Annotated in this window: 11 protein-coding genes and 1 riboswitch; all 11 genes read left to right on the plus strand. The window is 43.7% G+C overall.

Annotation, left to right across the window (positions count from 1 at the left end; translation table 11 throughout):
• Positions 1 to 23: 23 nt before the first annotated feature.
• The 11 genes from ACW6PM_RS02540 (at position 24) to ACW6PM_RS02590 (ending at position 14,061) form a co-directional block, all read left to right on the plus strand.
• Positions 24 to 2,114, plus strand: coding sequence for a polyribonucleotide nucleotidyltransferase (locus ACW6PM_RS02540; protein WP_308650310.1), 2,091 nt, complete (start codon positions 24 to 26; stop codon positions 2,112 to 2,114).
• 169 nt (positions 2,115 to 2,283) lie between these two features.
• Positions 2,284 to 3,120, plus strand: a complete 837-nt coding sequence (locus tag ACW6PM_RS02545; RefSeq protein WP_456056125.1) for a S8 family peptidase — start codon at positions 2,284 to 2,286, stop codon at positions 3,118 to 3,120.
• Positions 3,121 to 3,193: 73 nt separating this feature from the next.
• Entirely contained in the window at positions 3,194 to 4,729 is a 1,536-nt protein-coding gene (gene cls / locus ACW6PM_RS02550) for a cardiolipin synthase (protein ID WP_456056126.1), read from the plus strand.
• Positions 4,730 to 4,865: 136 nt separating this feature from the next.
• A riboswitch (cobalamin riboswitch) is annotated at positions 4,866 to 5,045 on the plus strand.
• Positions 5,046 to 5,272: 227 nt separating this feature from the next.
• Complete coding sequence (locus ACW6PM_RS02555; RefSeq protein WP_456056127.1) at positions 5,273 to 6,484, plus strand: sirohydrochlorin cobaltochelatase; 1,212 nt, start codon at positions 5,273 to 5,275, stop codon at positions 6,482 to 6,484.
• Positions 6,485 to 6,541: 57 nt separating this feature from the next.
• The gene (locus ACW6PM_RS02560) at positions 6,542 to 7,453 is read left to right on the plus strand and encodes an iron transporter (RefSeq protein WP_456056128.1); all 912 of its coding nucleotides are present in this window, start codon (positions 6,542 to 6,544) and stop codon (positions 7,451 to 7,453) included.
• A 7-nt stretch (positions 7,454 to 7,460) separates the two neighbouring features.
• A complete protein-coding gene (locus tag ACW6PM_RS02565) occupies positions 7,461 to 8,648 on the plus strand; it encodes an ABC transporter substrate-binding protein (RefSeq protein WP_456056129.1) in 1,188 nt (395 codons plus the stop codon).
• 48 nt (positions 8,649 to 8,696) lie between these two features.
• Positions 8,697 to 9,713 carry a FecCD family ABC transporter permease gene (locus ACW6PM_RS02570; RefSeq protein WP_456056130.1) on the plus strand — a complete coding sequence of 339 codons (1,017 nt, stop codon included), beginning with the start codon at positions 8,697 to 8,699 and terminating at the stop codon, positions 9,711 to 9,713.
• On the plus strand, positions 9,713 to 10,825 hold the full coding sequence (locus tag ACW6PM_RS02575) for an ABC transporter ATP-binding protein (protein ID WP_456056131.1): 1,113 nt from the start codon (positions 9,713 to 9,715) through the stop codon (positions 10,823 to 10,825). The genes ACW6PM_RS02570 and ACW6PM_RS02575 overlap by 1 nt, the downstream gene beginning before the upstream one ends.
• 40 nt (positions 10,826 to 10,865) lie before the next feature.
• Positions 10,866 to 12,371: a cobyric acid synthase gene (locus ACW6PM_RS02580; RefSeq protein ID WP_456056132.1), complete on the plus strand. Its 1,506-nt coding sequence runs from the start codon at positions 10,866 to 10,868 to the stop codon at positions 12,369 to 12,371.
• Entirely contained in the window at positions 12,364 to 13,434 is a 1,071-nt protein-coding gene (gene cobT / locus ACW6PM_RS02585) for a nicotinate-nucleotide--dimethylbenzimidazole phosphoribosyltransferase (RefSeq protein ID WP_456056133.1), read from the plus strand. Before ACW6PM_RS02580 ends, cobT begins: the two co-directional genes overlap by 8 nt.
• A complete protein-coding gene (locus ACW6PM_RS02590) occupies positions 13,435 to 14,061 on the plus strand; it encodes a bifunctional adenosylcobinamide kinase/adenosylcobinamide-phosphate guanylyltransferase (RefSeq protein ID WP_456056134.1) in 627 nt (208 codons plus the stop codon). It begins immediately after the preceding gene.
• Positions 14,062 to 14,073 lie beyond the last annotated feature (12 nt).

Consider the following 14,073-nt stretch of genomic DNA (forward strand, 5'->3'; position numbering starts at 1 on the left):
AAAGAATTTTAAGGAGAATTAATATGTACAAAAGTTATTCAATGGAACTTGCCGGCAGGACTCTTACTGTAGATATCGGAAGAGTTGCAGCTCAGGCAAACGGAGCTGTTTTCATCAAGTATGGTGATACAACAGTCCTTTCAACAGCTACAGCATCTGACAAGCCACGTGATGGTGTGGATTTCTTCCCACTCAGCGTTGAGTTCGAGGAGAAGATGTACTCTGTAGGAAAAATACCGGGTGGTTTTAACAAGCGTGAGGGAAAGGCATCTGAGAACGCCATCCTTACAGACCGTGTAATTGATCGTCCTATGAGACCTCTTTTCCCAAAGGATTACAGAAACGATGTTACATTAAACAACCTTGTTATGTCAGTGGATCCTGAGTGCCGTCCTGAGATAGTTGCCATGATTGGTACAGCTCTTGCTGTTCACATCTCAGATATTCCGTTTGACGGACCATGTGCCATGACACAGATGGGACTTGTTGATGGAGAGTTTATCGTAAACCCTTCACAGAAGCAGTGGGATGATGGCGATTTACAGCTCACAGTTGCTTCTACAAAGGAAAAGGTCATCATGATTGAAGCAGGAGCCAATGAGATTCCTGAGGATCAGATGCTTGAGGCTATCTACAAGTGCCACGATATCAACCAGACAGTTATCGCATTCATGGATCAGATCCGTGATGAGATCGGCAAGCCAAAGCACGAGTATGAGAGCTGTGCTATTCCGGAGCAGATGTTTGAGGATATCAAGAAAATTGTTACTCCTGAGCAGATGGAGGAGGCAGTATTCACAGATGAGAAGCAGAAGCGTGAGGAAAATATCAGAGCTATCACAGAGCAGTTAGAGGAAGCCTTCGCTGACAATGAGGAGTACCTTGCAGTGCTTGGTGAGGCTATTTACCAGTATCAGAAGAAGACAGTCAGAAAGATGATTTTAAAGGATCACAAGCGTCCGGACGGCCGTGCAATCAACCAGATCAGACCACTCGCAGCAGAGGTTGATCTGATTCCTAGAGTTCACGGCTCTGCAATGTTTACCCGTGGACAGACACAGATTTGTGATGTTGTAACACTTGCTCCTTTATCAGAGCTTCAGAAAATCGACGGACTTGATGCAAATATCACAACAAAGAGATATATGCATCACTATAACTTCCCTGCATACTCTGTAGGAGAGACAAAGGTATCACGTGGACCGGGACGTCGTGAGATCGGACACGGAGCACTTGCTGAGAAGGCACTTGTTCCTGTACTCCCAAGTGTTGAGGAGTTCCCATATACTATCCGTGCCGTATCTGAGACATTTGAGTCAAACGGCTCTACATCAATGGCTTCAACATGTGCATCATGTATGTCACTTATGGCTGCTGGTGTTCCAATCAAGGCTATGGTTGCCGGAATCTCATGCGGACTTGTAACAGGCGATACAGATGATGATTTCCTTGTGCTTACAGATATCCAGGGTCTTGAGGATTTCTTCGGAGATATGGATTTCAAGGTAACAGGTACACATAAGGGTATCACAGCTATTCAGATGGATATCAAGATTCACGGACTTACAAGACCTATCGTTGAGGAGGCAATTGCAAGAACACGTGAGGCTCGTCTCTACATCATGGATGAGGTTATGAGCAAGGCAATAGCTGAGCCTAGAAAAGAAGTAAATGAGTGGGCTCCAAAGATTGAGCAGATTACAATTGATCCATCAAAGATTGGTGATGTTGTCGGACAGAAGGGCAAGACAATCAACGAGATTATCGACAGAACCGGTGTCAAGATCGATATCACAGATGATGGTGCTGTTTCAGTCTGCGGAACAGATAAAGAGATGATTGCAAAGGCAATCGACATGATTAAGATTATCACAACTGATTTTGAACAGGGACAGATCCTTGAGGGAACAGTTGTAAGCATCAAGGAGTTCGGTGCTTTCATCGAATTTGCTCCTGGCAAAGAGGGAATGGTTCACATTTCAAAGATTGCAAAAGAGAGAATCAACAGAGTAGAGGATGTACTCACACTTGGAGACAAGGTAAAGGTTGTTTGCCTCGGTAAGGACAAGATGGGAAGAATCAGCTTCTCTATGAAGGATGTAAAAGAGGATTAATTAATATACGTTAAAGTATAACAATAATACCCAATAAAGGGCTGCACGCAGGTGCAGTCCTTTTAATATATGAAATTATAATAATAAGGTTTGATGTAAGGCAAAACAGGTGCGTCTGTGTCATATTGTGAAAATGAATCATATACTAAATTAAAAAATAAAATAAATAATGAAAAATGCAAAATATAGTATAAATGCAAATCTGGTATATAAAAATGGATATAGTGGTAAAAATGTCAATATAGCAGTGCTTGATACGGGTGTGTTTAAACACAAACAGCTTGATGGATGCATAAAGCACTTTATGGATTTTGTGGGTGGTAAGGAAAATTGTTATGACGATAACGGGCATGGTACACATGTATGCGGTATATTGTCGGCAGCAGATATTGGAATGGCTCCGGGAGCAGGACTTTACGTGTTTAAGGTGCTTGACTATCTTGGAATGGGACAGACATCGGACTCTATTCGTGCACTGACTTATATAAAAGAAAACTGTGTCAGACTTAATATAAAAATACTCAACTTCTCTGTAGGATATCTGCCGTATTCTGATACAGCAGAGCGCATTAAGATATTGAAGCTGATAGATGAATTGTGGGATATGGGAGTTGTGGTGGTTGCGGCAGCGGGCAATTACGGCCCGGCACCTTTTTCTGTAACTGTGCCGGGGATTTCAAGAAAGATAATAACCGTCGGAAGCTTTGACGATATAAGAAGTGGCAAAGGTCCGACCGACTGCTGTATTGTAAAGCCCGAGATTCTTGCACCGGGGCATGATATCATAAGCCTTGGAACGAGGGATGGCACATATGTAAGAAAAACAGGTACTTCAATGGCTACACCGATTGTATCAGGTGCCATAGCGCTTCTATTGGAAAAAAATCCAGATATGAGACCGGAGGCGGTTAAGCTTGCCCTGTATAATACATGCGACAGGGGAGGTGATAGTCACAAAGGCTCGTGGGGGATTATAAATGTTGATAAATTGCTTGGAATAATATAATATGTAGTAGTGATTTATTATAGAAAATATAGTAATATTTTGTTTAAAGATTGTAATTTTAAGGTAGGCTCAGATGAGAAAAGTATTACAAAAACTGCTTTCAAAGCTTTTTATCGTTTCAACAATAATAATCATACAGATGATATGGTGGTTCTTTTTATTTTATACGGCATCTGTTGCCAGCAGGGTGTTTCAGGATCTGCTGTATGTGGCAGCTATATTGCTTTCGCTTTATATTGTCAACAGGCGGATGAAAATGTATATAAAAATGTCATGGATATTTTTGATACTGAGTGTTCCAATCGTGGGTATTCCATGCTATTTCTTTTTCGGCAGACCGGAGCTTACGTCAAAGACGCGAGAAAGAATGGCAAGAATCGTGGAGGCATATGCACCGCTTAGGCCTGAGAACGAGCTGCTAAATGAGACGCTCAGACAGACGGACATGGATGCATACAGACAGAGCCGGCTTATCACTCAAAATCAGAGGTATCCACTTTATGCTGAAGACTGCACAGAGTACTTTAAGTCAGGTGAGGAGGCTTTTGCGAGCATTTTAAAAGACTTAAGGTCGGCTGAAAGGTTTATCTTTATGGAGTATTTCATAATCGGCAGCGGAGTTATGCTTGATCAGATACTTGATATACTCAAAGAAAAGGTAAAGCATGGAGTTGTCGTCAGAATCATATATGATGATTTTGGCAGTATAAATGCTATTCCGCCACACTTTATAAAGGAGATGGAGAGCATCGGAATACAGACCAGACGCTTCAATCCATATAAGCCCGTGCTTTCAGTAATTATGAATGACAGGGATCATAGAAAAATACTGGTGGTAGATGGACGTGTGGCGCATACCGGTGGTTACAATATAGCAGATGAGTACATCAACAAAAAAATCAGGTTTGGATACTGGAAGGATGCCGGTATACGTGTGGAGGGAGAGTGTGTAAACAGTTTCACGACGATGTTCCTTGAGATGTGGAATTATATAAATAAGGACAATGCTGTGCATGATGAATATCTAAATCCACACAATACCTTCAGCCGGTCAGAGGAAAGCGGCTTTGTCCAGCCGTTTTGCGATTCGCCGCTTGAGCATGATGATGTAGGGGAGAATCTCTATGTGAGTATCATCTCAAGAGCTAAAAAATATGTTTATATTTTTACACCGTACCTGATACTTGGAACGGAGCTGTCGCATGCTATGATATCGGCAGCCAGAGCAGGCATTGATGTGCGCATTGTTGTACCTAAGATTCCCGATAAAAAGCTGATTTATCTGCAGACAAAAGCCAATTTCAGGCCTCTTATTGAGGCGGGGGTGAGAATATACCTTTACACACCCGGCTTTATACATTCAAAGTGTATAGTGGCAGATGATGATACTGCGATAGTTGGCACATGTAATCTGGATTTCAGGAGTATGTACTGGAATTTTGAGGATTTTGTATACATGTACAGGACTCAGTGCATCGGAAAAATAAAAGAGGATGCGATAGAGACGTTTGCAGTCTCTGAGGAGATGGATGAGGAAAGCACAAATGATATCTCATTTGCGGGCAGGCTGCTGCAGAGTATTTTGCAGCTTTTTGCACCACTATTGTAGCAGTAGGCAGCAGTTGGTTACAAAAATCAGTTGAATAATATAGCAGGATGTAATATAATAATCCAGGCGATTGCGTAAGCAGCGCACAAAGAAACTGAATATGTAGCATAAAGGTGTCGGAGCAGACAAGCATTTTTATCAGATTTATGACAAGTGATGTGAGGCTGGCTCCGGTGAAAAGGGAAACAGGTGTAAATCCTGTACGAACTCGTCACCGTAATTAAGGAGTGACGGCCGAGAGGTCACTGGGCAACCGGGAAGACGGCCGAAGCGATGATATATAAGCCGGGAGACCTGCCTTTGTGTTGTACGGAAACAATAGTGTTTCAAGCCACGAGTAACTGGCTGTACGTGATGAAATAATTATGATTACAGACAAGGCTATGATAGCCGTATAGTCTGAGTTAGAAGGATTTTGACATGTATAGCTCTTTGACATAATAGTACAAAGAGCTTTTATTTTTGACACTTTAAATGTTTTCGTCTTACATATTTTAATAATGTGCAGCTTAACAGCTGCAAGGAAAATGAAAAGGAGAAAACATGAAAAAGAAATTAGTAGTAGTACTGATGGCAGCAGTTATGGCTATGACAGCAGTGACCGGCTGTGGCAGCAAGGCAGATGATGCTAAAAATAATACACAGGCATCTAAGGCTTCAGAGAGTGAGACAAGCGCAAACGCAGATCAGGAGGCAGCAATGCATGTGGCAGATTTAATCGATGCAATCTACGTGCAGGAGAGAACAGATGATACAGATAAGCAGTGCAAGGAGGCTAAGGAGGCTTGGGACAAGCTCACAGACGCACAGAAGGAGCTTGTAGAGGGTGAGAATGCAGATCCTGACTATTTCGGCAGAGATACAGGAGATGCCTCAAAGGATGATCCGAGAAACCAGGATGATATCGGCGAGAACGAGATTCTTGTAGTAAGCTTTGGTACATCCTTCAACGACAGCCGTGTGGCTGATATCAAGGGTGTGGAGGATGCTATAGCAGCAGCAAATCCTGACTGGTCAGTCAGAAGAGCCTTCACTGCGCAGATTATCATCAATCATGTACAGGCAAGAGATGACGAGAAGATTGACAATATGGATCAGGCACTTGAGCGTGCGGTCAAAAATGGTGTAAAGAATCTTGTGGTACAGCCTACACATCTGATGCATGGAGCAGAGTATGATGAGCTTTCAGAGGCAGTAGAGAAGTACAAGGATAAATTTGAGTCTGTAAAGATTGCAGAGCCACTCCTTGGTGAGGTTGGAAGTGATGCAACTGCTATAAATGAGGATAAAAAGGCCGTTGCAGAAATTCTTACAAAGGAAGCAGTAGAAAAGGCAGGCTATGACAGCCTTGATGCTGCAAAGGAAGAGGGCACAGCATTTGTATTCATGGGACACGGAACAAGCCATACAGCAAAGATTTCATACAGCCAGATGCAGAGCCAGATGACAGCTTTGGGTTATGAGAACGTATTTATCGGAACTGTAGAGGGTGAGCCGGAGGATACATCATGTGAGTCTGTCATTGAGAAGGTGTCAGCCGCCGGCTACAAGAACGTCATTCTTCGCCCGCTTATGGTTGTTGCAGGAGACCATGCCAACAATGATATGGCAGGAAGTGATGATGATTCATGGCTTTCACAGTTTAAGGCATCAGGAAAGTTCGATAAAATCGATACACAGATTAACGGACTTGGTGAGATTGAGGGCATCCAGAAGCTTTATGTTGAGCATACAGCAGCAGCCCTGAGCAAATAGCAGTTAATTAAATGTATAGTGGGGAAGCTATAAAATAACAGGAGCAGTATATCAGACATGAGAAATTTATTTAGAAACAAGTTCACTTGTATTGTTGCAATGACACTGGTTTGTGCCATGAGCTTATCAGCCTGCGGCAATAAGAATACAAAGCCTGACACAGAAAGCAAAAAAGCAGTACAGGATGCGACAGAGAGTACAAAAAAGGCTGAAAAAACAGAAAAGATAGCACTTTCGGATGGTACATATACAGCAGAGTTTACTACAGACAGCTCAATGTTCCATGTGAATGATGCATATGACAACAAAGGCACACTCACCGTGAAGGATGGCAAGGCAACAATACATGTTGCTCTCACATCCACACACATTGTAAATCTCTTTTTGGGAACAGCAAAGGATGCCTCAAAGGACAATGCAGAGCTTTTAGAGCCAACTGTTGAGACTGTCGATTACGGCGATGGCACAACTGAGGAGGTCAATGCGTTTGATATACCGGTTCCTGTTTTGGATGAGGAATTTGACCTTGCACTTATCGGTACAAAGGGCAAATGGTATGACCACAAGGTAAAGGTCTCAAATGCCACACCTGCGGACGCAGATGCAAGCGTATCTGAGAGTGCAGGAGAGCAGCTTCCTGACGGAACATACAATATCAATCTCGATTTCGAGGGCGGAAGCGGTAAGGCAAGCATCGCATCACCTGCCGAGGTGACTATAAGCGGTGGAGCTGCCACTGCAACTGTGCAGTGGAGCAGTCCAAACTATGACTATATGATAGTTGACGGACAAAAATACATGCCTGTAAATACAGATGGCAATTCTGTATTTGAAATTCCGGTTAAGCTTGATACACCTATGCAGGTTATCGGAGATACAGTTGCCATGAGCAAACCACATGAGGTTGAGTACACACTTACCTTCCACTCAGATTCTGCTACAGAGGTGCTTGGTGAGGATGGAGAGTAATTAAGCTATGCATGGAAGAAAAAAGATAATTATATATATAATGATATCAATTATAGGACTGTTCTGGCTGTCAGGCTGTGACAGTCCTTCTTCCGATTCAGGGAATACCGAATCGAAGGCTGAGGCAGAGGCACAAAACGGTCTTATATATAAGAGCAGTATGAAGCTTTTATATGCAAAGAATTTTTCTGTTGACTATTATGAGGGTGGATACAAGATACTTACGACAAAGGACGGTACCAAAATACTTACCGTACCAAAGGGCAAAAAGACTCCAAAGGATATTGACAAAGATATCATTGTATTAAAGGAGCCTGTAAGTGATTTGTATCTGGTCGCATCAGGGGTAATGGATATGTTTGATAAGCTTGATGCAGTGGACACTATTAAATTTTCGGGGCTTGACAGTGACAGCTGGTACATTGACAGCGCAAGTGAGGCTCTTGAAAGTGGCAAAATGCTTTATGCCGGCAAATATTCAAAGCCTGATTACGAGCTTCTGGTGTCGGAAAACTGTTCTCTTGCCATAGAAAATACTATGATTACCCATTCACCACAGGTGACGGAAAAGCTTAAAAGCTTTGATATCCCTTCAATAATTGAGTACTCAAGCTATGAGGAGGAGCCGCTTGGCAGAGTGGAGTGGGTGAAGTTTTTCGGAGCACTCACAGACCGGGATGAAAAGGCCGATGAGCTTTTTAATGAGCAGGTGGATATCGTAAATCGCATCGCAAAGACAGATGGTGATTCAGCTGCAAATGATGATAGCACACCGACAGTTGCATTTTTCTATATCACGTCCAATGGACAAATTCAGGTGCGCAAAAGCACAGACTATGTGCCAAAGATGATTTCGCTCGCCGGTGGAGAATATATTTTTGATGCATCAAATGACGACGATACAGGCAGGTCAACCATGAATATGCAGCTGGAGGATTTCTACAATGGAGCAATAGATGCGGACTATCTGATATATAACAGTGCAATAGACGGCGGAGTGAAGAGTATAGCTGAGCTTTTGGATAAGTGTCCGGTGCTTGCTGATTTTAGGGCTGTCAAAGACGGCAATGTATTTTGTACCACGAACGATATGTATCAGCAGTCTATGTCCATCGGATATATGATTGATGATATGCATTCGATGATTACAGGTGCACCCGACAGTGGCATGAAATATCTGTTTAAGCTCAGATAGGTGTGCAGGAAAAACCAATAGCGTAAAAGATAAAAGCGGAGCTACAACATGGAAAAAACCAGAAAAATAAGGTGTTTTACAACATTTATTATCCTTATAATCTTAATTATCATATTGCTTATCATGAATGTGTGTATAGGAACTGTACACATATCATTTAAGGCTGCATTTGAGACACTTTATGACCACTCAGACAGGGTGGGGCGTATTGTGTGGGATATCCGTATGCCAAGAGCTATCGCTGCGATGATATTGGGCGGGGCATTAGCGCTTGCAGGCTACCTTTTGCAGACCTTTTTTCATAATCCAATCGCAGGCCCTTTTGTGCTTGGCATATCTTCGGGAGCCAAGATGGTTGTGGCACTTGTTATGGTATTTTTGCTTGGAAACGCCATACGCGTGAGCTCGCTTGCCATGATTGCAGCAGCGTTTTTGGGAGCAATGCTTTCGATGGGCTTTGTGCTTATCATTTCAAGAAAGGTAAGCAGCATGTCAATGCTTGTGGTGAGCGGTGTCATGATAGGCTACATATGCTCTGCAGTTACCGAGTTTGTGGTGACATTTGCAGATGATTCAGACATAGTAAACCTGCACAACTGGTCGAGGGGAAGCTTTTCGGGCATGACCTGGGACAGTGTCGGGGTGATGAGCATTGTGGTGGGAATCACATTTATCTTTGTTTTTATCATGTCAAAGCCTCTTATGGCATATCAGCTCGGAGAGTCATATGCCGTAAACCTGGGTGTAAACATAAAGCGTATCCGGGTGCTTCTGGTGCTGCTTTCAAGCCTGCTTTCCGCATGTATAGTGGCGTTTGCGGGACCGATATCGTTTGTCGGAATAGCTGCGCCACACATAGTAAAAAGCATGCTAAAGAGCACAAAGCCTATATATATGATACCGGCCTGCTTCCTTGGTGGAGCGGTGTTCTGCCTGTTTTGCGATTTGCTTGCGAGGATGATGTTTGCGCCTACGGAGCTTAGTATCAGCACGGTTACGGCAGTATTTGGTGCACCGGTAGTGCTTTTTATCATGATAAGACGTGGCAAGGAGAAAAATGTCTGATGGAATATTATTTTACTGCACAAAAGCTGGCCGTTGGATATGATAACAGGCCGCTCATTGAAAATATTGATTTTTCCCTGAAAAGGGGAGAGATTCTCACATTAATCGGACCAAACGGTGCCGGGAAATCGACTATCTTAAAGAGCATTGCAAGACAGCTTTCGCTTGTGAGCGGTACAGTATATCTCGATAAAAGTGATGTAGTGACGATGAACGGCAATGAATTTGCAAAGAAAATGGCTGTTGTGCTCACCGATAAGCTAAAGACAGAGCTTATGACCTGCTATGATGTGGTTGCGACGGGCAGATATCCATATACAGGGCGGTTCGGAGTACTTTCGGATGAGGACAAAAAGGCTGTGGATGAGGCGATGGAGCTGGTCAACGTATCACAGATAAGGGATAAGGATTTTACAAAAATAAGCGATGGACAAAGGCAGCGTGTCATGTTGTCGCGAGCCATATGCCAGCAGCCGGAGATTATAGTGTTAGACGAGCCTACCTCGTATCTTGACATAAAGTACAAGCTTGAGTTTTTATCAATACTTCAAAGGCTTAAAAGACAGAAGAACCTTACAGTTATTATGTCTCTTCACGAGCTTGATATGGCAAAGCGCGTGTCAGACCATATCATGTGTATAGATGGCAGATATGTGGACAGATACGGCACTCCTGAGGAGGTATTTACAGACTCATATGTTTCCGGGCTTTTTGGAATTAAAGCCGGAAGCTTTGATGAAACAGGAGAGGATTTGGAGCTTGAAAAACCGGATGGAAGGGCAAGGGTATTTGTCATAGCAGGAGGCGGCCTGGGCAGGAAAAGCTTCAGAAGCTTGCAGCGAAAGGGCATCCCGTTTGCGACAGGAATCATCTATGAAAATGATCTGGATTATCCTGCGGCAAAGGCTCTTGCGACAGAGCTTGTCAGCGCAAAGGGGTTTGAGCCTGTAGACGATGCCCTTATTGAAAAGGCAAAGGAGCTTATTGATGCATGCGAGGGCGTCATATGTGACAGAACAGAGTTTGGCACATATGAGCAGTTTAACAGCAGGCTTTATGAGTATGCAGCCTCTACAGGGAAAATTATAAAAATTCCATTTCATGACGATTAAGCAACAGTTTATCACATAAATTCAGACAGCAGGTAAAGATATGGCAAAGGTAATTATGGTACAGGGTACAATGTCCAATTCAGGCAAGAGCTTTCTTGTTGCGGGCTTGTGCCGCATTTTCAGACAGGACGGATACAGGGTGGCACCGTTTAAATCACAGAACATGGCGCTCAACTCTTATATAACAGACGAAGGACTTGAGATGGGACGGGCCCAGGTGATGCAGGCTGAGGCAGCAGGCATCAAGCCTATGGTGTGCATGAATCCTATTCTTTTAAAGCCTACAAATAACACAGGCTCACAGGTGATTGTAAACGGAAGGGTGCTTAAGAACATGCCGGCGAGAGAGTATTTTGCATACAAGAAAACTCTCATACCGGATATAAAAAAGGCATTTAAAAAGCTTGAGGAGTATGCGGATATCATAGTGATTGAGGGCGCCGGAAGCCCGGCGGAGATAAATCTGAAGGAAAATGATATTGTAAACATGGGGCTTGCGCATATGGTGGATGCACCGGTGCTGCTCGTGGGGGATATAGACAGAGGTGGCGTTTTTGCCCAGCTTCTCGGCACGCTTATGCTTTTAACTCCTGAGGAAAAGGAGCGTGTCTGCGGGCTTATTATAAATAAATTCCGTGGTGACAAGACAATCCTTGACCCCGGTATACAGATGCTTGAGGAGAGGGGCAGGGTGCCTGTCACCGGAGTGGTTCCATATATGGATGTACAGCTTGAGGATGAGGACAGCCTGACAGAGCGCTTTGACAAAAAGACAGACGGGCTTATTGATATAGCGGTTATCAGATACCCGAGAATATCAAATTTCACGGATTTCAATGTCTTTGAACAGATGCCGGAGGTGACAGTGAGGTATGTGACAACAGTAAATGAGCTGCGTCATCCTGATATTGTATTTCTGCCGGGAAGCAAGAATACGATGGGTGATCTTTTGTGGATGAGACAAAACGGACTTGAGGCCGCTGTCAAAAAGCTCTCCTGTGAGATACCGGTTTTTGGAATATGCGGAGGCTATCAGATGCTGGGAGCTTCAATAGCCGACCCTGACTGTGTCGAGGAGGGAGGCTTTATGCGTGGCATGGAGCTTCTTCCTATAGATACCGTTCAAAAAAATAGTAAGACACGGCTGCAGACAAGCGGTGAAATAGCACAGGTTGACGGTGTATTGAGCAGGCTTTCAGGCTGTCACTTTTTGGGCTATGAGATACATATGGGAAAGAGCATGTATTGCGCAGATATGGATGAGCAGGTATCTTGTGCTGACAGGAAAAATGAGTTAAATAATGTCATATCTGATGGCAGAAATGTGTATGGCTCGTACATCCACGGCATTTTTGACACTGCAGAGGCCGCAAAAGTGATAGTGGATTATATTGCCGATAAAAAGGGCATTGATGTGAATGACAGCGCTATTGTAAGCTATGAGAGCTTCAAGGAAAAACAGTATGACAGGCTTGCGGATACACTGAGGGAGTATCTGGATATGGATGCAGTGTACGGCATGCTTCGAGAGGCAAGATATGATTGATTTTACAGTTGAAGAATTAAAAAAATTAAAGATAACTCCACCAGATGAAAAAATGTACAAAAAAATCCGTTCAAACTGGGATTCGGTGGCAAAGCCGCTCGACGGCATGGGTGATTTTGAGCCTTTAACGGCACAAATCGGCGCTGTTTTGGGAGATGAAAATATAGATATCTCAAAAAAGGCTGTCATAATGATGTGTGCGGACAATGGTGTGGTTGCTGAGGGCATCAGCCAGTCCGGACAGGAGGTGACACTTGCAGTTGCAAAATCCATGGCAAGGAAGGCCTCATCTGTCGGACGCATGGCAATGACTGCAGGGGCTGATACAATTCCTGTGGATATAGGAATAAACAGTGACGAGAGTGTTAAAGGGCTGCTTCAAAGAAAGGTGCGTATGGGCACAAGAAACTTTGCAAAGGAGCCTGCCATGACAGAGGCAGAGACACTTGAAGCGATTGCAGCAGGTATAGATATAGTTAGGGAGTGCAAGGCAAACGGCTACAGAATTATTGCAACCGGTGAGATGGGGATAGGAAACACCACCACCAGCGCAGCAATGGCAGCCGCCATGCTAAGGTGCGATGTGGCCACAGTGACAGGAAGAGGTGCTGGCCTAAGCGACAGTGGGCTTGAGAGGAAAATCTGTGTAATTGAGGACGCAATAGAAAAGTATGATTTGTATAATAAGGATGCCTTTGAGATACTTATGACAGTCGGAGGCCTTGATATTGCAGGACTTGTCGGAGTGTGTATAGGTGGTGCAATATATCATATTCCTGTTGTGCTGGACGGTGTGATAAGCATGGTTTCAGCATTGGCAGCAGAAAGGCTTCTTCCGGGAGCTGTTGATTTTATCATTCCATCCCATGAGGGGAAAGAGCCTGCAGTGGCGCTTTTATGTGAGGCGCTTTCCGTAAAGCCTGTCATAAGAGCTTCCCTTGCGCTTGGAGAGGGAACAGGCGCCGTGATGATGTTTTTGCTTTTGGATATGGCGCTTAGCGTATACAAGGGGCGTACAACCTTTGACGATATCTCGGTATCACAGTATGAGAGGTACGTATAGATGATTACACTTATAACAGGCGGCAGCGGAAGCGGCAAATCAGCATATGCAGAAAAATATATTTGTCACGCGTCAAATAAAAAAGGATGCAAAGAAAAATATTACATTGCCACCATGCAGGTATTTGATGATGAGGGGCAGCGTAAGATAGACAGGCACAGAAGGCTTCGTGCCGGAAAAGGCTTTATTACTATAGAACAGCCTCGTGATATCCAGGATGCGGTTTCTAAGCTGCAATCAGAAAATTGTTTAAAAGCAGGGCGGTCAGCACTGCTTGAGTGTATGTCAAACCTTGTGGCAAATGAGATGTTTCCACCTGTAGATGCTTCCGATACTAAGGAAGCCGGGGTTAAAAAAGAGGCATTGGATGAACCTGATAATATGAAGGATTATGATACTGCTCAAATCAGCCGTGTGAGCAAAAAGGTGTTAAAAGATGTAAGTATCTTAAGTGAAAATGTTGCAGAGCTTGTAATTGTGACAAACAATGTATTTGAAGACGGAGTCTGCTATGATGAATCAACGATGAATTACATAAAGGCAATGGGAATTGTAAACAGAGGGCTTGCGGCTATGGCAGAGAGTGTCATTGAGGTGGTTGCAGGCATTCCTGTTGCGGTTAAGTGAAGCAGTGTGGAG

Source organism: Agathobacter sp. (assembly GCF_977054825.1).